Annotated in this window: 20 protein-coding genes and 1 pseudogene; 10 read left to right on the top strand and 11 right to left on the bottom strand. The window is 61.4% G+C overall.

What is annotated here, in order from left to right; all coding sequences use genetic code 11:
• The first annotated feature begins 20 nt into the window (after positions 1-20).
• The 7 genes from THSYN_RS10865 to THSYN_RS10835 all read left to right on the top strand — a co-directional run bounded on the left by THSYN_RS10865 (position 21) and on the right by THSYN_RS10835 (position 7,081).
• Positions 21-1,010 carry a serine/threonine protein kinase gene (locus THSYN_RS10865; protein ID WP_100919161.1) on the top strand — a complete coding sequence of 330 codons (990 nt, stop codon included), beginning with the start codon at positions 21-23 and terminating at the stop codon, positions 1,008-1,010.
• A 64-nt stretch (positions 1,011-1,074) separates the two neighbouring features.
• Positions 1,075-2,082, top strand: a complete 1,008-nt coding sequence (locus tag THSYN_RS10860; RefSeq protein ID WP_236848860.1) for a DNA-methyltransferase — start codon at positions 1,075-1,077, stop codon at positions 2,080-2,082.
• 14 nt (positions 2,083-2,096) lie between these two features.
• Complete coding sequence (locus THSYN_RS10855) at positions 2,097-2,507, top strand: YchJ family protein (protein ID WP_100919160.1); 411 nt, start codon at positions 2,097-2,099, stop codon at positions 2,505-2,507.
• Positions 2,508-2,558: 51 nt separating this feature from the next.
• Positions 2,559-3,266, top strand: a complete 708-nt coding sequence (locus tag THSYN_RS10850) for a hypothetical protein (protein ID WP_100919159.1) — start codon at positions 2,559-2,561, stop codon at positions 3,264-3,266.
• Between the two features lie 407 nt (positions 3,267-3,673).
• Positions 3,674-4,027 (top strand): hypothetical protein, encoded by a 354-nt coding sequence (locus THSYN_RS10845; protein ID WP_100919158.1) that lies wholly within the window; start codon positions 3,674-3,676, stop codon positions 4,025-4,027.
• Between the two features lie 239 nt (positions 4,028-4,266).
• Complete coding sequence (locus tag THSYN_RS10840) at positions 4,267-6,267, top strand: DUF262 domain-containing protein (protein WP_157817599.1); 2,001 nt, start codon at positions 4,267-4,269, stop codon at positions 6,265-6,267.
• 58 nt (positions 6,268-6,325) lie between these two features.
• Positions 6,326-7,081 (top strand): hypothetical protein, encoded by a 756-nt coding sequence (locus THSYN_RS10835; RefSeq protein WP_100919156.1) that lies wholly within the window; start codon positions 6,326-6,328, stop codon positions 7,079-7,081.
• 158 nt (positions 7,082-7,239) lie between these two features.
• Here THSYN_RS10835 and clpX read toward each other — a convergent pair whose 3' ends face one another.
• From clpX to THSYN_RS10795, 8 genes are all read right to left on the bottom strand, one after another.
• Positions 7,240-8,520, bottom strand: coding sequence for an ATP-dependent Clp protease ATP-binding subunit ClpX (gene clpX / locus THSYN_RS10830; protein ID WP_100919155.1), 1,281 nt, complete (start codon positions 8,518-8,520; stop codon positions 7,240-7,242).
• Positions 8,517-9,482 (bottom strand): nitrogen fixation protein NifM, encoded by a 966-nt coding sequence (nifM, locus tag THSYN_RS10825; protein ID WP_100919154.1) that lies wholly within the window; start codon positions 9,480-9,482, stop codon positions 8,517-8,519. Before nifM ends, clpX begins: the two co-directional genes overlap by 4 nt.
• Positions 9,483-9,715: 233 nt before the next feature.
• Positions 9,716-10,171 carry a nitrogen fixation protein NifZ gene (locus THSYN_RS10820; protein WP_100919153.1) on the bottom strand — a complete coding sequence of 152 codons (456 nt, stop codon included), beginning with the start codon at positions 10,169-10,171 and terminating at the stop codon, positions 9,716-9,718.
• Entirely contained in the window at positions 10,155-10,499 is a 345-nt protein-coding gene (gene nifW, locus THSYN_RS10815; protein ID WP_100919152.1) for a nitrogenase-stabilizing/protective protein NifW, read from the bottom strand. Before nifW ends, THSYN_RS10820 begins: the two co-directional genes overlap by 17 nt.
• Before the next feature lie 61 nt (positions 10,500-10,560).
• Positions 10,561-11,103: a hypothetical protein gene (locus tag THSYN_RS10810; RefSeq protein WP_100919151.1), complete on the bottom strand. Its 543-nt coding sequence runs from the start codon at positions 11,101-11,103 to the stop codon at positions 10,561-10,563.
• Between the two features lie 2 nt (positions 11,104-11,105).
• Positions 11,106-11,888 carry a serine O-acetyltransferase gene (cysE, locus tag THSYN_RS10805; RefSeq protein WP_100919150.1) on the bottom strand — a complete coding sequence of 261 codons (783 nt, stop codon included), beginning with the start codon at positions 11,886-11,888 and terminating at the stop codon, positions 11,106-11,108.
• Positions 11,889-12,093: 205 nt separating this feature from the next.
• Positions 12,094-13,245, bottom strand: coding sequence for a homocitrate synthase (gene nifV / locus THSYN_RS10800; protein ID WP_100919149.1), 1,152 nt, complete (start codon positions 13,243-13,245; stop codon positions 12,094-12,096).
• Positions 13,246-13,442: 197 nt separating this feature from the next.
• The gene (locus THSYN_RS10795) at positions 13,443-13,931 is read right to left on the bottom strand and encodes a hypothetical protein (protein WP_100919148.1); all 489 of its coding nucleotides are present in this window, start codon (positions 13,929-13,931) and stop codon (positions 13,443-13,445) included.
• 343 nt (positions 13,932-14,274) lie between these two features.
• On the opposite strand from THSYN_RS10795, the gene THSYN_RS33710 reads away from it, so the two are divergent.
• Positions 14,275-14,616 carry a hypothetical protein gene (locus tag THSYN_RS33710; protein ID WP_157817598.1) on the top strand — a complete coding sequence of 114 codons (342 nt, stop codon included), beginning with the start codon at positions 14,275-14,277 and terminating at the stop codon, positions 14,614-14,616.
• Positions 14,617-14,806: 190 nt separating this feature from the next.
• Here THSYN_RS33710 and THSYN_RS10785 read toward each other — a convergent pair whose 3' ends face one another.
• Positions 14,807-16,252, bottom strand: coding sequence for a radical SAM/SPASM domain-containing protein (locus THSYN_RS10785; RefSeq protein ID WP_172965261.1), 1,446 nt, complete (start codon positions 16,250-16,252; stop codon positions 14,807-14,809).
• Between the two features lie 770 nt (positions 16,253-17,022).
• Between THSYN_RS10785 and THSYN_RS10775 the strand changes: the two genes are divergently transcribed.
• Entirely contained in the window at positions 17,023-17,610 is a 588-nt protein-coding gene (locus THSYN_RS10775; RefSeq protein WP_100919144.1) for a S10 family serine carboxypeptidase-like protein, read from the top strand.
• Positions 17,611-17,637: 27 nt separating this feature from the next.
• On the opposite strand, the gene THSYN_RS10770 is transcribed toward THSYN_RS10775, so the two are convergent.
• Positions 17,638-19,035 (bottom strand): IS701 family transposase, encoded by a 1,398-nt coding sequence (locus THSYN_RS10770; protein ID WP_157817576.1) that lies wholly within the window; start codon positions 19,033-19,035, stop codon positions 17,638-17,640.
• 130 nt (positions 19,036-19,165) lie between these two features.
• On the opposite strand from THSYN_RS10770, the gene THSYN_RS10765 reads away from it, so the two are divergent.
• Positions 19,166-20,281: a hypothetical protein gene (locus tag THSYN_RS10765; protein WP_157817597.1), complete on the top strand. Its 1,116-nt coding sequence runs from the start codon at positions 19,166-19,168 to the stop codon at positions 20,279-20,281.
• Here THSYN_RS10765 and THSYN_RS33705 read toward each other — a convergent pair.
• Positions 20,237-21,262: pseudogene (locus THSYN_RS33705) on the bottom strand (transposase). The gene THSYN_RS10765 and the pseudogene THSYN_RS33705 sit on opposite strands and share 45 nt — an antisense overlap.
• Positions 21,263-21,281: the final 19 nt, after the last annotated feature.

The raw sequence follows: 21,281 nt of genomic DNA, 5'->3' as shown, positions 1-21,281 counted from the left end.
ATCCCGGATAGAATCACATCATGAAAACCTCAAGCCCCACCCCCTATGCCGACCTGAGCCCGGATCGCGTGCTCGATGCGGTGGACTCCATCGGGCTCCCCACCGACGGCCACCTGCTGGCGCTCAACAGCTACGAGAACCGCGTCTACCAGGTCGGCATCGACGAGGCCGAACCGGTCATCGCCAAGTTCTACCGCCCCGGCCGCTGGGACGACGCCGCCATCCTGGAGGAACACGCCTTCAGCCAGGAGTTGGCGGACGCCGAGATCCCGGCGGTCCCGCCCTACGCGACCCTGGGGCGGACCCTGCACGAACACCGCGGCCACCGCTTCTCCCTGAGCCCCCGGCACGGCGGGCGCACGCCGGAACTGGAGGACGCCGCGGTGCTGGAGTGGCTCGGGCGGCTCTTGGGGCGCATCCATGCCATCGGCGCCGTCACCCCCTTCCAGCATCGCCCCACACTCGACATCGAGGCATTCGGCACCCGCCCGCGCGACCTGCTGCTCGCCGGGGGCTGGGTCCCCAAAGACCTGTTGCCGGCCTACAGCTCGGTCGTGGATCAGGCACTCGAGGGGGTGCACGCCTGCTTTGAACGGGCCGGAGACTACACGGCTATCCGCCTGCACGGCGACTGCCACCGCGGCAATCTGCTGTGGACCGACCGCGGCCCCCACTTCGTCGACTTCGACGACGCCCGCATGGGACCCGCCGTGCAGGACCTGTGGATGCTGCTCTCCGGCGAGCGCCCCGATCAGACCCGCCAATTGGCCGACGTACTCGCCGGCTACGAGGACTTCTGCGACTTCGACCACCGGGAACTGCACCTGATTGAGGCCCTGCGGACGCTACGCCAAATCCACTACGCCGCCTGGCTCGCCGGCCGCTGGGAGGACCCCGCCTTCCCCGCCGCCTTCCCCTGGTTCAACACCCAGCACTACTGGCAGGACCACATCCTGGCCCTGCGCGAACAGATCGCCGCCATGGAAGAGGGGCCGCTGTGGTCGGCCTGACCGCGCCAATGAAACCGTGTAGGGTCCGCTGTGCGGACCGACCGACCGACCAAGGCCAGCCGCAATGACCAGCCCGTCGCATTCCGGTAACACCCCCGATCTGCTCGACGGGGATCACGCGGCCAGCTTGCGGCATGTCTTGACCGCGCGACAAGACACCCTGTGGACGTCGCTAAGGCAAATGGGCGGACAACCGCGCACCCATCTTTCGCTCCGGGCCACCTATGTCGTCGCCGACATCATGGACTGGCTCGCCGGGCTTCCGGCGCATTCCCTACATGCCGTCGTGACCGATCCCCCCTATGGCCTGATCGAGTACAACCGCAAGGATCACGACAAATTGAAGAGCGGTCGCGGCGGGGTCTGGCGTATTCCGCCGGCATACGATGGCGCCAAGCGCAGACCCCTGCCCAGATTTACCGTTCTCTCGCCAGACGAAATCGCCGAACTCGACAGCTTTTTCAGCGACCTGGGCGATGCCTTACTGCGGGTGCTGGTTCCGGGCAGCCATCTGTTCATCGCGTCCAATCCGCTGCTTTCGACCCTGACATTCCATGCGCTGCAGCGTTCCGGCTTCGAGAAGCGCGGTGAACTCATCCGGTTGGTACAGACGCTGCGGGGTGGGGATCGACCCAAAGGCGCCGAGGATGAATTCCCAGAGGTCTGTATGATGGCCCGCTCCTGTTGGGAGCCCTGGGGCATCTTTCGCAAGCCGTTTCCGGGTACGGCCGCCCAAAACCTTCGGCGTTGGGGCACCGGTGGATTACGCCGGATCACCAATGACGAGCCCTTCAAAGACGTGATCGTCTGCTCGCCCACCCGCGGGCGCGAGCGGGAGATCGCACCGCACCCCTCGCTGAAGCCGCAGCGCTTCATGCGCCAAGTGGTTCGTGCCGCGCTCCCGTTAGGCGTCGGCATTATTTACGATCCGTTTGCCGGAAGCGGATCGACCCTGGCCGCCGCTGCCGCCGTCGGCTACCTCGCGATCGGCACCGATCGCGACGAAAGCTATCACGCCTTGGCCCGCGCCGCCTTCGGTCCGCTCTCTGCCCTCAAGGTCGGTGACTTATAACGGATGAATAAGGAATGAGCGAAAAAGGCACTAACACTCAAGACCCCTGCCCCTGCGGCTCCGGACTCACCTACCCGGCCTGCTGCGGCCCCTTCATCGCCGGGACTGAGCTGCCGCAGACGGCGCAGCAACTCATGCGCTCGCGCTACACCGCCTACACGCGCGGCGACGCCGCTTACCTGAGCGCCACCTGGCACCCCACCACGCGGCGCCAGGACCTGGGTGCGGACCCGCGGGTCCGCTGGCTCGGACTCAAGATCATCGCCACCGAGGCGGGCGGAGCGGACGACCACCGCGGTTTGGTGGAGTTCGTCGCCCGCTACAAGATCGGCGGACGGGCCCACCGGCTGCACGAACGCAGCCGCTTCAAGCGCTTCCAGGGGCGGTGGTTCTACGTGGACGCCGAACTGACGGCGGACCCTTGACCCGATCCTAAAGACGGCGCAACACCTGTCGTCAACAGCGGAGAATCGATCATGCGCCCGCTATTGGTACCGCGAACCACCCTCTTGCGGGGTTTCGTCCTTCTCTGCTCGGTCGCGGCGCTGTCGGGCTGTGCCACCTCCGAGCACTGGCGCAGTGCCGGGGAAATCACGACCAAGGACCGGCAGCCCTTCTACCTGTCCAGCGCGAATCAGAAACTCCTGATCGCACCCGGCACCCTGACCATCACGCCGGTCGAAGACGGGCTTTTCAATTCGCCAAGACTCGTCATCGAGAACGCCAAGGGCAAGTTGGTCATCGATCTTCATCAGGGCGAACTGACCCCCACCGGAATCCGCATCGTCGGCGTGACCCACGGCCTGTCCGCGAACATCCTCGGCACCTGGCAGGACCTCCACCAAGGCCTGCACGACGGCTTCACGACCGAGTCATGCAGCACGTACGGATACTGTGCGAAGGAGAAGGAGGAGAAGATCTGCGATGACAAGGGGAACTGCCGCAAAGAGAAATTCTGGGAGCACGGCCATTATTCCGACTGCCCGGGAAGTCGCGCGGTGAGCATCCACTATGAGGACTACACACGGGCCTATCGCATCGCCTTCCTGAACCCGCGCAACACCACTGAAGAACTCGCAAACTATCAAGGCGTCACCGGGATGCTGTCGCGCGAGATCGGGCGCGATGCCGGTCCCTGCGAATTGGGCTATTCCGGGCACGGGCACCACCACCGGCGGCATTAGCCGGCCTTGATCATAGTTCCGGTCGGAACCGAGACAACGCCCGTAGGGTGCGCCGCGCGCACCCGGTAACCTCCGAACTGCACTGGGGTTACAGGTGCGCGCGGCGCACCCTACGCGTTCCTTGGCCGCACCGACGATCAAGGCCGTCGAGCCGATCCCCATCGCCGCGGGGCCGGTCGTCGTTTTGGGCGACGGGACGCTGCCGCGATCCCGCCCCAAACCAGCTACCGGTCGGATTTAGGTCCGACCAGCACCCCGCACTCGCCCGCAAGTCCCACCGCCAAGCCGCCACGGTCTGCAACAGCAATCCGGTCGACAGCAGCCCCGGCTTGACGCGCTCAGGGATGGGGGGAATACTGGAGCCAAGGTATCTGGAACGACAACTGTTTTCGACCGAGCCGAGCGTGATGCAATTCACCCTGCAAATTCCCGACGACCTCGCAGCGCAGTTGCGACCCCGCCGACAGCGCCTGCCGCATATCCTGAGCCTCGGTCTGCGCGAACTCGACGCCCAAGGGGCTGCCGGATTCTCGGGACTGGCGGACGTACTGGAACTCCTCGCCAGCCTGCCCACGCCGGAGCAGATCATGGCGCTACGTCCGAGCCAACCCCTTCAAACCCAAATTGACCACCTCCTTGAACGCAGCCGCGAGGGCGGGCTGACGGATGAGGAGGAGCAGCAATGGCGCAACTATCAGTACATCGAACATTTGGTTCGTAAGTCCAAGATTCGCGCAGCGCAACAACTTCGGCAGGCGTGAGACGCACCTTTATCCCCGTTGGGCTGCGGCGCTGGTGCATGAGCGGGCCGCGGGTCCCTGCGGCGCGGCTGCACGGATTCGACCACGTCGACAAAATCAAGCTATGGTCGACCGGGTACAGCCTCGCATATCAAGTCTTGGGCTACCATATGGTCGTCGCGGTATGGACGGCCGGGAAGCGGCAGCGGGGCGCTCCCACGTCACCGTTGACCACAGAACAATTCAAAGAGAACCTTACGATGTCATTTACCACCGTATCGCAACTATTTAATCAAACAGATATTTTTGTTATCCCAACCTTTCAACGCCCCTATGCGTGGGAGAAGCCGCAATGGGACGATCTCTTACGTGACCTTCACGTCGCCACCGCACGGAACATGCTTGCGAATAGACCCGGCACCATGCATTATTTCGGCGCCATCCATACGATTCAAGTCAAGCCAAGAGATGCTTTGTTAAAAAACTATATCGATGCGAATAACGATGACATCCGAGACCTCCGCAACTGCGATTTTCAAACCAATACTACAAGCTTCAAGGTGCATCTAGTAGTCGATGGGCAGCAGCGATTAATTACACTCTTGTCATTGCTAGAGTGCGCTTTGCATGATCCGAACCGTTACATCGATCTTCCAAACGGGCGGCGTATCCCAAAGGTCATTCTCAATCCGGCGGCCGATCATGCGCATTGGCGTCACGCTCTAGCAATCGACCCGGACGCTGGTTTGATCGAAACGCGCAGTCAGAAACGTTTGATCGAGATGTTCAGACAATTTCGGGGTTCCCCACCGAGACAAGGGAGCGACGAGTACCGTTTTCTTATTGGAGACGGATTCTGCCTGAATTGGGTACAACTGCCGGCTGGCACAAGCCTTTCGCCTTTTCTAACTCTTAACGATCGTGGCAAAGACTTAACAAAACTAGAAAAAGTAAAAGGTTTCGCAATGGAAGCTGACGACAATTTTAACTATGGCTTAGCTCCACAACTGAACACGAGCTTCGGGACTGTCTATCGTTCGATCGACCAGATGGGGAGCTTGCTTAATGAAGATGACTTCTTGCGCCACATCAGTATTGCGTTATGGGAGTCATTGGGGATTTCAATCCACGAGGAGCCGCTTGAGGCTCTTTATGGTCGCTATCGTGACGGACTCTCAGTAAAGGCAAGCACTGACGGTAAACTTGTGGTAGACATCTTGGCAAAAGGCAATGAACTTGTCGAACAGCATAACAGCTTGGTTGGCCGATTTGCGAACGCATTACGAGGAACGCAGATCAACAAGCCGAGCTTTGTCAATAAGCTTTTCACTAAGGCACCGACGCGTGACGCGAGCGACGACTATCAGATGGTGCTAGGCTCGTTGGGCTTGCAGGCGAAGCAACTTGCTTTGTTGCTAGCTACGCGCGCTCGCTATGGTGTCGACTGGCATGACTCGCTGGGCCAGATGCGCCTGTCAAATCGTGTAATAAGAAATGAGTTGCTCAATGAATTTTCGATAAGATCAAGAAGCTTGCCAAACGATGTCTCCTGGCAATCAGAAATTTGGAGCAAAATTGATGCTATTCCTGAAAACAGTGATCGGGACGTCTCTCCACTATATCTAGCCGAGCTATTGCGTTTAATTGTTGGCAATGCCAAGCCCGGCAACTTCACATTGCTCTGGCAAAATATATTTGGCTGCACGCAGGAGGGAAATGGCGATCCGCAACGTCTTGTCGATGGCGTATCCGACTACCTGGAAAGTTATGGCACGCGCGAGAGTTTCATCATTTGGCAGATTGCACGGAACCCGAGGCTTGACAATCAATCTGCCCAGTTGAAGCATCTATTGCGCGCGTTTGAATCCTGTCTACCCAATGGTTTGAATGCTCACCGCCGGGCGGTGGAGTTTGATGTCGAACATTTATTTGCAAGAAATTACCAAGCAATTTCGTCGATGTCTGGTCACGGGTTTAGCGGCGCTCCCGAATACGATCAAGAATTTGTCGACCGTTCTGGAAACAAATTGCTGCTTGATGCGTCACTGAACAAAGCTATCAAGGATACCCCATGCGCACTCAAGATCTTGGCATATGGCACTGGATGTTACGGTTCAGTACAAGTAGCGGCATCAGCAATGACCCAATCGGCCCTGCAGATAGCTAAAGACCTTCAAGGCGTGCAACAGCCTCAATTGCTGCGTTCTTACGTGATGCTCCGCCAACTGCGACTCGCTGCCTTCGCCACAAACCGGTTCTGAAATGACCACGTGAACCCCGTACACGAGTCATGGGTGTAGTTCGGAGCAAACTTTTATCATGCCCATCACCGACACTCTTATCAAGCAAATCCTTGCCGATGCGCCGATCCAGCATCGAAACCTTTCCTCGCCAGTCGAAGAAGCGCCGGACGACTGCCTTCTTCCATCCGATATCTTCGACGATGCACCGGACATTGAGATTTTCCACGAACGCGCCCCCGACAGCGGCAAATCTTTTCCCGAGAGTCCAGCTTCGGTTTCAGTTCTCGGCACCTACCGATTTATGGCCAGCCCCGGCATGATCACACTATACCGCGGGAATATCGAGACGTACTGGAAGACGCATATCCGACATGCCCAACAGCAGTTTCCCTTCGTCACCACGAAGGACGCCGAGCGGGTTCTGCAACTTCTGGTCTACTCGGTTTATCAGCACGAACGCTTCCATTACGTTTGCGATTTCTGCCGACGCTTGTTCGGCGGCTCATTCGACCGTTGGCACGAGGAGGCGCTCGCAGTAGCCTGGGAATGGCAGTGGCTGCGGTCCCAGGAGCGATGGAATTCATTTTCCGGGCTGATGCACCCGACCCTGCGGCGTATCGTCCTCCAGTCCCTGTTCGATCATCGCTCGCCTGGTTACCGCGACTGGCGGCAATTCGCCGGTCAGGCCGCCTTTCACACTGCGGTTACCGCCTACCTTTACCCCGCCAGCGCCCAGACCTTTGCCGACACGGGGTTCAATTTCGCAGCCTGGGCGGTGGCGCATGTGCCGGATGATGCCAACCGGGCATGGGATGAGCGGATTGGGTCCTGACCGGCCTTGATTTTCGCTTCGGCCACTGACGCTCGAGGCGCAGAGCGCCTGACACATGCGTGACACCGCTGGAGCGGTGTAACGAGAAAAAGTCCCGAGGGCGTTGCGCGCCCTGGTCGACACGCTGTCGGCGCTCCCGGGTGCCGCCTGACTGCGGCTCACCCGGCGCCCACCGCCACCGACTCCGGCTCCGCCGCGGTATGCCGCCACTGCACCGGTCCATCCCCGTTCACTGCCGCCTCATCCACCAGACAGCCAACGACGTCGGTCATGGACGGCAGGTCGAACATGGGCCGCTGCAACAGGCCCTCCAGGACGCTGCGCAGGCCCCGTGCGCCGGTGCCGCGGGCGATGGCCTTGCGGGCGATGGCGACCAGGGCCTCGGGGGTGAACTCCAGGCTGGCCCCCTCAAAAAGGAACAACTGCTGGTATTGACGCACCAGGGCATTGCGGGGCTCGGTCAGGATGCGCACCAGCGCGGCCTCATCGAGATCATGCAGGGCGACCACCACCGGCAGGCGGCCGATGAACTCGGGGATCAGCCCGAAGTGGCGCAGGTCGTCGGGCTGGGTCTCGTCATAGATGCGGGCGGCGGCGCGCGGGTCGGCCTTGGCGGTGATCTCCGAGTGGAAGCCGATGGCGGAGGGGCCGGGCTCCAGGCGGCGGCGCAGGACGCGCTCCAGCCCGGCGAAGGCGCCGCCGACCATGAACAGGATGTTGCGGGTGTCGATTACCGGGGTCTCGGCCGACTCCTTGCGGCCCTTGGCGCTGATCTTGACCTGGGTGCCCTCGATCAGCTTCAGCAGTGCCTGCTGCACGCCCTCGCCCGAGACGTCGCGGGTGCCGTGGCTGTTCTCCCCCACCCGCGCCAGTTTGTCGATCTCGTCGATGTAGACGATGCCCCACTCGGCCACGTCCTTGTTGCCGCCGGCCGCGTCCAGGAGGCGCACGATGATGCCCTCCACGTCGTCCCCCACATAACCCGCCTGGGTCAGGGTGGTGGCGTCGGCGATGACGAAGGGCACCCCGACGATGCGCGCGAGGGTGGCGGCGAGCAGCGTCTTGCCGGTCCCGGAGGGGCCGAGCAACAGGATATTGGACTTGTCGATCTCCACCCGGTCACGGTCGTCGAGGGCGCGGCGCGGGTGTCTGGCCTCCACGGCCAGGCGCTTGAAATGGTTGTGCACGGCCACCGCCAGGCATTCTTTGGCGGACTCCTGGCCGATGACATAGAGGTCGAGTTGGTCCTTGATCTCTTTGGGCTTGGGCGGGGGCTTGAGCGGGCCGTTGAGCGACCGGCACCGCCCCCAACTGGTGACCACCTGGTGGGCCAACGCGACGCAGGCCTCGCAGATGTGGCCGTCGATCCCGGCAATCAGCGGGGTTTCGACCCCCTGAGAGGCCCCGCAAAAGGAACAGGTCTGGAGTTTGTCGTTCATGCCGCCTGCTCTCCTAGTGGACTGTCATCGAACCTGATCCCATCGATTGGGGGCTTAGCCACCGACCCGGCCGCCCCCTGCCGCAGGCCGCCGATCCAGGCCTTCTGGCAATGGCGCCGCGCGCGCTCCTCCAACAGTGCCCGGATCTGGGGTCTGGCCTGAGTGAAGGGAATGGAGCGCCCGGGCTGGATGCGCTCGCATAGCAGCAGGTGAAAGCCCAGTTCGGACTCCACCGGGCCGCCGAGGTCGCCCGCTCCCAGGGCGAACAGGGCCGCGTCGAGCGCCGGGTACAACTGGCCGGGCACCACCTCGCCCAACCGCCCGCCCTCCAGGGCCGTGGGGCACTGCGAGTGGCGGCGTGCCAGGGCCTCGAAGCGCTGGGTCCGGCCGCCGGCGGGGCCCCGCACCTGCTCCGCCAGGCGCTCGATGCGCGCCTGCACGAGGTCGCGCCGGCTTTCGGCATCCTCGTCGTTCACGGTGATCAGCAGGTGACGGGCGGTGCGCCGCTCCGCGACGGTGAAACGCTCCTGATGAAAGTCATAGAACAGCCGTTCCTCCAACTCGTCCACCCCCGCGTGGCGGCTGCCGACGCGCTGCATCACCGCGTCGAAGGTCAGCTCGCGCCGCAGCGCCAGGTGCAGGCCCTCCAGGTCCAGGCCGTTGCGTTCCAGGTCCGATCGGAACTCCTGGGTATCGCTGTAGCGCCCGCGCACCGCGGCCACGGCCGCCGCGACCTGGTCGAGCGGAATCACCAGGCCGCGCGCCTCCGCGGACCCAAGCACCAGGTCCTCCAGTTCGAAGGTACGCCGCGCCTGACGGGTAACCTCCGCCAACTGGGCTTCATCGAGGTCCGCAACACCCGCCTGGAAACGCTCCCCGGCGGCACGCAGGAGGTGATAGCGGAACTCGCCCCGGTCGGTCGCGCCGGCGGTTGGCGGCAAAGCAGTCTGGAATGCGCTCATGGGCATTGATCCTGGAAACAGGTAGCGTGAGTCATTTCCGGATTACTCGTATCCGGCACGGAGCGCAACGCGTAGCCTGAATGGAGCGCAGCGCAATCCAGGTCCCGGCGGCAACTCGCTGATTCGCCGCGTATCTGCGAGGTCGTCCCCGGATTGCGCTGCGCTCCATCCGGGCTACGGCGACATCGCGGCGAATACTCGCCGAGGCTTGAAGGGCTGTCACGAGTACCGCCTCACACCTCGTCATCGATCGCCTCGCCATCCAGCGCCGACTCCGGCACCTGAAGCGCGTTCGGTCCATTGAACCAGACCTGGTATGCAACCCCGCCCGGGGCGTCGCGCACCACCTTCAGGACCTCGCCCTCGGTGCCCCGCTGCACCACCACCCGCCCTTGAATGCCCAGCGGGATGCGCGCCCTCACCCGGTCGCGAAACTCGAAGCGGCTCGGTATCCAGGGGTCGCCGGCGAGTTGCAGTTCCTCCTCCCGGCAGCCGACTACGCGGTCCTGCTCCAGGAAATGGACCGAGTAGATAATCTGGTCCTGGAGAAAGGTCCCGAGGTCGCGCACGAAGCCGACACTGCCGCGCCGCAAGAGCAGCGCCCCGGTGGGATACCCGGGAAAGGTCCCATCGTTGCGCACATTGCGCAGGACCCGCACCTGGGTCCCATATTCAAAGGCCGGCAGCATGGGGGATCTGCCCGAGCAGGTCGCTCAAAGGGATATTGGCGGTCTTGGGTTCGTGCAGGTGAAAGACCCGGAAGACCTTCTCCGTGCGCGCATCCGAGACCACGAAGTCGTGATAGGCCGCCGCCAGCCGGTCCGCGTGCAGCGTCCAGCGCGCCGCCGGCCCATCCGGCAGTTCGTCCACCTCCCCCAGGTAGTCATGGAAGCGCTGCAGGATATGCAGCCGGTTCACCTGCACCACCTTGGGATCGTAGTCGATGCGGAAATAGTCCAGAAAGTCCTCCGCGCTGGACAGTTCCTCCAGGTCGGAATCGAAGTCGTCGATGGTCATGATGGCCTCCGGGGAAGTGGCTAGTGGCTAGTGGCTAATGGCTAGTGGCTGGTTGGATTGACTAGCGACCAATGAAACTCAGGTTCCCGCCGGCCCGCGCCACCGCGGCCTCGGTCACGGCGCCTTGCGCCAGGGCGCGCAGCTCTTTGATGCCGAGTCGGTCGCTGGTGTCGATCTCGGCGATCTTGTCGAAGCGCTCCAGGGCCGCCACCGGCTCGCCCAGACGCAGCAACAGGTAGCCCGCACCCTTGAGCGCCAGGAGCAGGAAGCGGGTCAGGCTCATCGAAACCAGCACCGAGGCGCCCAGGTCCGACTCGGACAGGTCCTGCCAGCGCGCCGGCAGGTCCAGGCGGGCGGCGGCAAGCCTGATCGCCCGCTCCGCCGTCGCCAGGGCCTCACGATAGCAGCGCCGGTAATAGAAATAGCGATACAGGGCCACCACCACCGTCAGGTGCTCGGGCTCCAGGAAATAGGCGCGCAGCAGGCTGTGCTCCGCGACGGGGTCCCCATAGTGCTCGGCGGCGTAGGCCAGGAGCCGCCCCACCTCCGGGGTCACCGGCTCGTCGAAGTACATGGGTTCGCCGTTGAAGTCCAACAGGTCCATCGTCACACCCCCAGGGTCGGATAGTGCTGGTCCGGCGGCTCGCAGACCTGCTTTGCGTCACACACCTTGCACTCGTCTTCCGGGGAGCAACCGCCCGGCCCGCAGCCGTGAACGCCCAGGTGTTCCTCCAGGTGCCGGATACGGTCCAGCAGACAGGTGATGGCCCCGGCGACCGGGTCCGGCATCAGGTGGTGGTCCAGGTCGATGCCTAAGGGATTGGGATGACGCGAGGGGCGCGTGCGCACCACCTTGGCGGGAATGCCGACCACGGTACTGTCGTCCGGCACATGGCCGATAACGACCGAGTTGGCCCCCACCTTGACCCGGCGGCCCAACACCACCGGCCCCAGGATCTTGGCCCCGGCCCCCACCACACAGCCGTCCCCCAGGGTCGGGTGACGCTTACCACGCCGCCAGGAGGTCCCGCCCAGGGTGACCCCGTGGTAGAGGGTCACATCGTCGCCGACCTCCGCGGTCTCCCCGATCACCACCCCGGCCCCGTGGTCGATGAAGAAGCGCCGGCCGATGCAGGCCCCCGGATGGATGTCGATGGAGGTCCAGATGCGGGCCAGATAGCTGATGAAGCGCGGCAGCCAGCGCAGGCCCCGTCGCCACAACGGATGGGCCAGGCGATGCAGTAGCAGGGCATGGACTCCCGGGTAGGTCGTATAGACCTCGAAGCGGTTGCGCGCCGCCGGGTCTCGGGCGAAGACGCTGTCCACGTCCTCGCCGATCATGGACCAGACGCCGGGCGGCGGCGGTGCTGCCAGTACGACGTCGCTCATCGCGATACCCTCGAAAGAGGATTTGGCCGCAAATGAACGCAAACGAACGCAAATGAAGAACTCGCTATCGCGCCTTTCCGCAGCTTGCTGCCGCTGCACACTGGCGACGCGACCAGGTTGCCGAGGCCGTCAGGGATTAATTTGCGTCTATTTGCGTTCATTTGCGGCAAAAAATCTTCTCCCGCTTGCATAACCGGTACGGGCGTCACTGCAGCACCGCGCCTGGATGACCGATCTCGACCAGGAAGCCGCGCAGGTCCGCGGTGTTCGGCGAGCGCTTGTTGCGGGTGACGAAGTGCCGCACCAGGGGCAGCACGCGCTCGGCCTGCTCCGGCGCCAGATCGAGTTGCAGGGTCTCGCCGTAGACCTGGCGGACGGAACTGCGCCCCGAGTGTTTGCCGAGCACCAGGGCGTGCATACGCCCCACCTCGGCCGGGTCGATACCCTGGTAATTGCGCGGGTCCTTGAGCAGCCCATCGACATGGATACCGGCCTCGTGCGTGAAGGCACCCTGCCCGACCAGGCTCTTGTGCCAGGCGACCGGCTTGCCGGAGGCGCGGGCCACCAGGCGGGAGAGCACGTCGAAACGCGACATGTCCACCCCGGTATCCAGGCCCTGGGTATGCTTGAGGCCCATCACGACCTCCTCCAGGGCGGCATTGCCGGCCCGCTCGCCGAGCCCGTGGACCGTAGTATTGACGTGGGTTGCCCCGGCGCGCGTCGCCGCCAGGGTGTTGGCCGTGGCCAGACCCAGGTCGTCGTGGGCGTGCATCTCAAGCCCCAGGTCGACGCGCTCGCGCAGCGCCCGGATGCGCTCGAAGACCCCGAAGGGCTCCAGCATCCCCATGGTATCGGCGAAGCGGAACCGGGTCGCCCCCGCCGCCTGGGCGGTCTCGGCCGCCAGCCACAGAAACCCGGGGTCGGCCCGGGAGGCGTCCTCGCCGCCGACACAGACCTCAAACCCCAGGTCGCGGGCGGCCCGCACCTCGTAGGCGATCTGGCGCAGTACCCAGTCGCGGTCACGCCCGAGCTTGCCTTGAATCTGCTGATCCGAGACCGGGATCGACAGGTCGACCAGGTCCACCCCCAGCCCCCGGCACTGCTCCAGGTCCTTGGGCAGCATCCGCGCCCATACCATGAGGCGGACCGGCAGATCCAATGTCGCCAGGGCACGGATGGAGTCGCGCTCCTCCTCGCCCATGGCCGGAATGCCGACTTCGAGTTCCGGGACCCCGATAGCCGCGAGCCCGCGGGCAATCGCAAGCTTCTCCGCCAGTGAGAAGGCCACGCCGGCGGATTGCTCGCCGTCGCGTAGGGTCGTGTCGTTGATGGTGACGAGCGGTCGATGGGCTGACATGGGTTCGCTTCCGGTTCCGTTTGGAAAGCTCTAAGCAAACCGCGTGCCATAGATTTCGATTTTTTTGGATCAGTTGCTTAGTGCACGCAGCAGCGGTCCCTGACGGATTTGCGACAAGCCCGACAGGGGGCGCCTGTCGCAGAGCCTACCGCCGAAACCGGCAGCGTAACGCCCCGGCTGGAGACGGTATGGCCCGCCTAAGCGGATGCCGACTGCCCAATCCGGGTCCTGGTCAACTGATCCAGCACCTGACAGGTGCCGTCCGGTGCGCCCGCGTCGGCGAAGGTCCAACTGCGCTCGCACAGGATCTCGTTCCAGGGGATCAGGGGGGAGGTCCAGGTCGGTATCACGGTCTGATAAACCGACCGGCACAGGCGGTCGAACTGCGCATACCCGTCGGCAAAGTAGTTGGCGACCAGCCCCCCAAGCCGGTCTTCGTACAGGCTGCCGAGCGCGAAACGAGGGTCCAGCATTGGGCTTTCAGGGAACACGGTGCCATCCTCCCGGATCACGAGCTTCTTGATTTCCTTGGCCACTCCACGGTGACAGCGGGCCCCATTGCAGACGTAAGCGGCACAAGGATGCTCGGTCAGGAATCGCTTGGTGCGAAACGTGAGAGAAAAAGAAAGCCCCCGTGTACCGTAGAGTTGACCCAAGTCGCACAGTTGCAGGAAGAGGTCGCACAAGTGCTCCTCCGACAGTCTTTTCTGTTCAATAGTCGCGCCGCATCCGAAATGCAGCAAAGGCTGTGTCGTTAATGGTGACAGGGGGACGAGGGGCTGACGTGGGTTCGCTTCCGATTCCGTTTGGAAAGCCCTGAGCAAACAGCGTGCCACGGCCTTCGACTTTTCTGATCAGTTGCTTAGCGCACGCAGCACCGGTCCTTGACGGATTTGCGACACGGCCTCCGTGGGGTGCCTGTCGCAGAGCCGACCCTAGCTCCCGTTGATGGTGCTTTTCGTGCCGCTCGTGCGACCCGCCGTGCAACCAGCCGTGCAACCACCTGTGCAACCACCGGTGCAACTCTGCGTGCAACTGGTCGTGCAACCACTCGTGCAACCACCGGTACAACTCTGCGTGCAACTGGTCGTGCAACCACTCGTGCAACCACCGGTACAACTCTGCGTGCAACTGGTCGTGCAACTGCTTGTGCAGCTGCTCGTGCAGCTGCTCGTGCAACCACTCTTACAGTTCGTACAGCTCGTGCAGTCTGTACAGTTCGTGCAACTGCTCGTGCAACCACTCGTACAACCGCTTGTACAACTCGTACAGCTTGTGCAACTCGTGCATGGCGGGGCATTGTTCTGCACGCAATCCGTGCAGCCCGTGCAGTTCCATGCCAACTCCCCGGCGCCGCCTCGCCCGACTTGATCAAGCGTAACGGCGGCCCTGGTGCGATGACTATCCACCATGGCCTGGGCCGCACCTGCACCGAATAAGGACACCGCCGCGATCGTCCCCCACACCACCATCGGCCGCGTTTCCCGCCCCGCCGTCGCTACGCCTGCCGATGGCGATCCAGCGGTCAGGTTCGCGTCACGGGCGTCATCAACCTCGTTCTTCATCGCTGCCCCCTGAAATCGCCTCGGGCCTGTTGAGAAATGTCCCCCTGCGCCTGATCCCACAACAATTCAGTCAACACCGTCTTGCTGGTCGCGCACACCACGTCCTGCGTGTAGCGGCGGATGGCAGGCGTGGCGTGCGGATTGTCGGCGATGATGAACTTGCCCACCGGGCAGCCGCCGCCGCACAACTGACGATAGTCGCAGTCCACGCATTCCGGCCGGGTCGGGTTGGCGGCGATGGCCTGCATCTGCGCCGTGACCGCCGGGCGTGGAAAATCGTTGCGGGCCAGTTCGCCGAGCGCAAAGCGCTCGATGCCGACCAGATAGATACAGGAAAAGATGCGGCCATCGGCCGTGATCACCGGCGTGTTGCCGTAGGGTGCGCCGCAGCCCAGGCCCGGCTGGTGATTCGGCCGTAACCGCGTCAGGTATTCATTGAACGGAAACAGCGAGGTAACCGGCCAGATCCGCTCACGATAGACCTCGCGCAGGCCTTGGGCATAGAGCGCCGGGTCCGGGCACAGGTCCAGCGGCATGATCCATTCGTCCGAGTCCACCGCGTTCAAGGGCACAAATGCGCTGCCCGAGCCCCCCAGGGCACGGTGCGTCTGTGCCACCTCCGGGAGCCGGTCGTGGTTGTGGCTGGTCACGGTCGCACGCAACGATATCTCCAGCCCCGCATCCCGCAAACGGCCGATGTGTTCCGCGCTCTTGCGGAAACTGCTGCCGTGCCGGGCGCTGGCCTTCAGGGGCCGAATCCGGTCGTGAAGCTCCGCCGGTCCGTCGATGTCCACCAGGAAGCTGATCGCATGGCGACGGGCCAGCGCGACCAGGTCATCCGGGAACAGGGTGAGATTGGTGGTGAGGTGATAGTGGAAGGTCTGGCCGGGATGGGCCGGCTTCAGCACCTCCTCGCAGTAGGCGATGGCCTCTTTGGCCAGGGGCCAGTTGAGCAGCGGCTCACCGCCGAAAAAAACGACCTCCATCCGGCCGTCGGCGGCAATCGATTCACAGACCGTGCGTAGGGCATCACGGGCCACCGCGGCCGACATGACGAGCACCGGCGCCTCATGATAGGTGCTGCGCCCGTTGAGGCAATACAGGCAGGCCTGGTTGCAGGCGTGCGTGAGTAGAAGATACAGGCTTCTGGCCGGCGCGAGTCCGGCGCCGGGTTGGCACCGGCAGGCGCCGCCGACGGTCACGGGGGATGCCGTGGGTACGAGCAGGCCGTGGGCCACGAAGAAATCGAACAGGTCGGGCGGGCAAAGGTCCGGCGCCTGCCGCGTCAGGGGTCCGGCCTCACGCAATCGCTGCAACAGTGTCAGCGCCTCTTCACCGCCCCGCGGGAAGTAGATCGGGTTGACCCGCCCGGGATTGAACAGGATATGCTCACCGGCGCGCTCTAGCAGGGCAAGCCGGTCGGCGACTCTGAATTGTTCCACCGTTCCACTACTCCCCCCAGTGGGGCTTGAAACGCCAAAGCTCATCGCTGACCGCCCCTTGCTTGGGTGATGCCTTCCGAACGCCGGGGAAAATACGCCCTACTGATGGCGCAGTCAAGGGCGGGGGCACTGGTCCTCGTAGGGTCCGCTGCGCGGACCTGTCAGGCCCCGCCAGGACTATGCCCCGGTGCAGCCAAAAAGGCGATCCAGGTCCTCAATCAAGGCCCGCCCCGGCCGGGTCCGGCCGCCGGCCGCATCCCGCGCAGGACAGAGATAACGCACCCCGCCGATCGCCTGGTCATAGTCATAGCCGGGCAGGCGGCGTCACGAAAATCCAGGTGCTCGAAGAGGTCGTGCAGGGAGTGCCCGGCGCGGGTCCCGCGGGGAAAGTGGAACACCGGGTCGATGGCCTTCTCCATTGGACCGCGACCGGGTCGAACTCGGACGCCGACTCAGGATCGGGCGCGGGCGCTGCGACGCCCTCCCCCGCATCCTCCGGCAGCGCGGCGACCCGGTCGTAGTCCGGGACAGGGAAGCCACGCGCGATCCCGGTGCCCGCGGTGCGACACCAGGGCCTCAGGAGTGCAAGCGAGTTATCAGTACGCAATACCGGCAGTGGTCTACACTAGCGGTCGCGGGCTGACCAAGGTTCAGTTTACCGGCAAACGCGGCTATCGGCCGCGGTGCGCGACCCGATCCCGCTGCACCCGGAGCCAGTGCCCGCGCGTTATCGCATCAATCCCTTTACGATTTGCTAGGTGCGCAGTATAATGGCAAGCTATTTGAGATTGTTACGGCAAGGGTCATCCGCCCTCGCCACCATCGCCTTCGGACTCTCTCTCTGTGTCAGCGCCGCTGGTGCGTCGGCCGCGCCCCTCACCCCGGAGGCCGGCTACTCCCATGTCGAGCAGATCACGTTCAAGCTCCGCAAGGAGACCGAACACTTGGACTTCACCTCTTCCCGGGCGGAGATCTTCTACAACTTCCACCCCGCCGATCCGGACGCCAACCAGAACCCCGCGACCAGGCCCCTGTTCGTCTTCTTCAACGGTGGACCGGGCTGTCCGACCTGCGAGGGTCTCTTGAGCACCAATACGGGTCCGCGCTCGATGCACCCGGAGCCTTGGGGTCCCACGCCCGAGCAAGCAGCCACCTCGCTCAATGCGTATTCCTGGACGCGCATGGGCCATCTGCTCTACATCGACGCCCCCGCCACCGGCTACTCATACAATCTCAGCCCCACCGATTTCGACTACACGTTCGGGTTCTACGACGCCCAGAATTTCAACCCCTATATCGATGCGGCCCAGCTGGTACGGGTGCTGTTGCGCTTCCTTAATTCTACTTTGTTAACTTGAATTCTGGCCGCTTTTCAACTAGCCTGGCTAGGCTATCTTGTAACGCCGCTCGATATCGCTACGCCGTTGATCATGCCTGACCGCCATTTGTGCAATACGCTTTTCAACCATAGCCTCATCCTGCGTTAGTAACGCGATAATCATCAGCCGAACGTCCCGGCAGCTTAATAAAGGGTATTCAAGTTTGTGCGTAATACGCTCTTTTACGATAAAGGAGAGTGAGAGCATGACAAGTGCCATATGATGGTGCCAGGCATTCCATTTCCTAACTTGATAATCAGACATCCCGATTTCGGATTTAGCCTCCTGAAAGGCACGCTCCACCCAATATCGTTGGGCTTGCATGTATGCTAGCCTTTCAATCGGTGTCTCCATGTAGTCAACGTTGCTTAGCGAGTATTTGATCTTATTGTCGGCCAGATTTCGGCTTATTACCAAGACTCGCTCTATTGCACGATCACCTTTGCCATCCCAGACCCACACTCTTTCCGCATGAATTGAGAGCGTCAACGGCCCCTTAACCGCATCGCGAACTGTAACGTTTCGCCATGCATGAGAACTTAGAGAAGTGCCATAGTTCTTCACCGTTATGGGATCTATATCTGTTTGTGGCTTCGTCGGTTGGCGACCCGGCCCAGGCTTCTTCTCAGGAACTGAAATCGTTGGTTCAACGGTATAAATTAGCTGATTGCAATGAACGTCGAAAACAAACGTTAAGCCCATGTTATCTATAGCATTACTTAATTCCCATCCATGTCCGTAGACGCCGTCTCCACCGACCCAGCCAAATTCCACGCCTGCCGCCATATCTGCTGTCACCATATCGAGCGCCAGTTCCAGCTTGGTCTTGAAAGCACGCGCGTCAGGAGGTATGCCCGCTCTTTCACAACGCTCTGGATTGCTGGTCCATGACTCTGGTAGAAAGAGGCGACAGTTAACCAACGTGCTGTGACACTGCCAAACTAAGCTCGCGTAGACGCCAACCTGGCAGTTATCCACTTTTCCGACCACCCCAGCATATTGTCTGGAAACACCCGCCGAATAGTTGCCTTTCTTTAGATGTGCGGATTCGTCAATAATATAACCGACGTCACGAGAGCGATAGTCGTGTTGGTCGGCATACAGATCAGATGTATTTTGGGCAACTAAGCGCATGACTCTCTCTGAAGACCAGGGGGAATCCGTGATAAAGTGTTGAAGCTGCTGATAGCTGTTATCCGGCATCTCGATCTCTTCGTTAAGGCGTTCGATGTTACGCTTACCAGACTCTGTTTTCAGAAGGCCGTTGATGTAACCTCGACATAACTCATAACCATCGGAAGTTTTGGTCAGAAAGCATTCATGATAGCCTTCAAGATGATTTGATAGATGCTTTACTATCCTTTTCAAAGCATAGTCCGGTTGACCATAGTTTGTTTTATTCACCAGGCTTCTCTTACACGCTCCGAATATATTTTTACCGCTGCTAAAATTATATCAAATTCAATGGCCTATTGCAATTTAACAAAGTAAAATTAACGCACACCCGGATATCCGCAATAACCCGGTCGTGCTGGTGGGCGAGAGCTATGGCGGCACCCGCGTCACGACCATGCTCAACCTGCTGCTCAATTATCGTCGCTACGGCGACGGCAGCGACGACATCTATGTCGATCCGCAACTGTCCAAGGAGGTCCAGGCCTTCCTGGACCAGCGCCACCAAAAGCCCAAGGGCTCGGTCTATGCCCCGAGCGTCATCGCCAGGCAATTCGGGCGACAAATCCTGATCCAGCCGCAATTGACCGGGGCCAACCAGTCCCAAGTCACCGGGGACCTGTACGAGGAAGCGAACTCGCCGATCGATCAACTCGCATCGCGCAAGGGCACGATTTTCGAGCGCTGCTCCACCGCACGTGACGCCCCTCCGTGCGATAAGGCCGAAAACGCGATCAGGTTCGTCATGTTGAATCTGGACATCTCACCCTACCATACAAAGCGGACACTGATAAACCAGGGAGCCGACGGTGCCTATTCCGAGCTCGCGGTGACGGTGTGGACCTGGGGCCGTCTGATTCTGACCAAGCCGGTGACGGAACTGCTCGATTTTGACGTGACGCGGATCGATGGCTTCTACATCAACAACCGCTACGCGTTCGACTACGACGGGCATTCCTGGTTCCCTTACAACGTCAAGACTGAGCCTTATCCAAAAGGGGACGCGGAACCCGGGGCGCTTCCGGGCACGGAGCGCCCGTGGATGGAGGTTATGCCGCAGGTGCTCGGCGACGCATGGGCACAATACGAAGCGTCGACCCCCCCCGACCCGACGTTCGGCAGGTTCTTCTTTGAGGAATTCGGATGGGGACTGCCGCCGATTCTCAACTTCATCAGTTGCCCTCCGCTCGGTGTCTATAACGCCTTTTACACCAACTCGGCGACGGCAATGAACTACGACATAACCCCGCAGTCCAACCGTTATGGCGCGCTCTTCCTGGAAAATCTGCCGTTCGTCAAGACCATGATCACCAACGCCGGACTCGACGTCATGGTCTACACCCCGGCGCTAGGGTGTTCAATATCTCACCTATATCGCAAATTAAATTCATGCAGTTTTCGGGCACTGGTTCAGTTTGGTTCTTCCTTATCCTTATGTTTTTGTAGTATTTTTATAACCTGGGCTGTCGAACTCTAAGGACCTCATCCCACGAGAGTCCCTGCTGGAGAATCCCAGAGCCACCGCAGGAACCTGTTTTGTCGTGAAGTGGCTGCGAATAAAGTTATGGACAATCCACAACATATCCAATGTTCTTTGCAAACCAGAAATGCTCTTCGCGTACGTATTCGTTCGGCGGCGATAAGCAGAATTCTTTCGCCGAAATGAAGCGTTCGATGCTTCCAAATGATTAGCATGAATATCGGCTGGCGTCACATCTTGATCGGTTTCTGGATGCTCCGGATGAGGGGTTTCGTATTTGGGACGCGAGTGCCCCGTTCTATCAGTTCCTTTCCCTTTATTCTTAAGGCGCACCTTCACACCGCGACGAAGCACTTTCGGTGGGCGGCCGCGTTTTCCGGTTCGCAATACTTCGTGGCAAATTTCAAACAGGAGATTGCCATACCGACGTTCCCCGTCGGTGACTAGAGTGACATCGCCAGTACGCAGGATGACATCTCTAAGTATTTGTATGGCATATGAAAATAGGCTGCGATCCTTTTTCCCGCACTGAAGCGCCCAGATAAATCGACTTGCCCTTTCCATCAGTACGATCGTCCAGCCTTCACAATCCTCCGGGGGGACATTCCTATTCACTTTCGTATAAAGCTCATCACCTTCGATCAGTTGCTCAATAAAGGTGTGCGTCAGGGCATATATGACCAGCACATCCTTGCAATCGGCCAGGCGACGCTCCCATAGGAGCAACGTATTCTTCGCAATCGCGAAGGCCCGGCAGGCGGCGTTCAAGCCGATCCCCTCAGTGCGCGTTTTGAGCACTTGAATGATGAAGCTGGTCGGTTTCCTGAGCCCTCGATAAGGGTGGCTTTGGTCTCGGAAAGAGCCTATTGCAACTTTGACATCGCCACAGCAAACGCGTACCGTTATGACCGGTTTGATACGTCTTGTGATGCGACAATTCTGTGAATTGCAATGAGGGCATGTCCATTGTCCGTTCAAGAAGTTCTCACTTATTCAA

The organism is Candidatus Thiodictyon syntrophicum (assembly GCF_002813775.1).
Lineage (GTDB): Bacteria > Pseudomonadota > Gammaproteobacteria > Chromatiales > Chromatiaceae > Thiodictyon > Thiodictyon syntrophicum.
This window is presented reverse-complemented; position numbering and strand designations above follow the sequence as displayed.

What these genes read in the sequence shown, in the direction of transcription:
- THSYN_RS10865 (WP_100919161.1), top strand. Translation starts at nt 21, where the DNA reads ATGAAAACCTCAAGCCCCACCCCCTATGCCGACCTGAGCCCGGATCGC.
- THSYN_RS10860 (WP_236848860.1), top strand. Translation starts at nt 1,075, where the DNA reads ATGACCAGCCCGTCGCATTCCGGTAACACCCCCGATCTGCTCGACGGG.
- THSYN_RS10855 (WP_100919160.1), top strand. Translation starts at nt 2,097, where the DNA reads ATGAGCGAAAAAGGCACTAACACTCAAGACCCCTGCCCCTGCGGCTCC.
- THSYN_RS10850 (WP_100919159.1), top strand. Translation starts at nt 2,559, where the DNA reads ATGCGCCCGCTATTGGTACCGCGAACCACCCTCTTGCGGGGTTTCGTC.
- THSYN_RS10845 (WP_100919158.1), top strand. Translation starts at nt 3,674, where the DNA reads ATGCAATTCACCCTGCAAATTCCCGACGACCTCGCAGCGCAGTTGCGA.
- THSYN_RS10840 (WP_157817599.1), top strand. Translation starts at nt 4,267, where the DNA reads ATGTCATTTACCACCGTATCGCAACTATTTAATCAAACAGATATTTTT.
- THSYN_RS10835 (WP_100919156.1), top strand. Translation starts at nt 6,326, where the DNA reads ATGCCCATCACCGACACTCTTATCAAGCAAATCCTTGCCGATGCGCCG.
- clpX (WP_100919155.1), bottom strand. Translation starts at nt 8,520, where the DNA reads ATGAACGACAAACTCCAGACCTGTTCCTTTTGCGGGGCCTCTCAGGGG.
- nifM (WP_100919154.1), bottom strand. Translation starts at nt 9,482, where the DNA reads ATGAGCGCATTCCAGACTGCTTTGCCGCCAACCGCCGGCGCGACCGAC.
- THSYN_RS10820 (WP_100919153.1), bottom strand. Translation starts at nt 10,171, where the DNA reads ATGCTGCCGGCCTTTGAATATGGGACCCAGGTGCGGGTCCTGCGCAAT.
- nifW (WP_100919152.1), bottom strand. Translation starts at nt 10,499, where the DNA reads ATGACCATCGACGACTTCGATTCCGACCTGGAGGAACTGTCCAGCGCG.
- THSYN_RS10810 (WP_100919151.1), bottom strand. Translation starts at nt 11,103, where the DNA reads ATGGACCTGTTGGACTTCAACGGCGAACCCATGTACTTCGACGAGCCG.
- cysE (WP_100919150.1), bottom strand. Translation starts at nt 11,888, where the DNA reads ATGAGCGACGTCGTACTGGCAGCACCGCCGCCGCCCGGCGTCTGGTCC.
- nifV (WP_100919149.1), bottom strand. Translation starts at nt 13,245, where the DNA reads ATGTCAGCCCATCGACCGCTCGTCACCATCAACGACACGACCCTACGC.
- THSYN_RS10775 (WP_100919144.1), top strand. Translation starts at nt 17,023, where the DNA reads ATGGCAAGCTATTTGAGATTGTTACGGCAAGGGTCATCCGCCCTCGCC.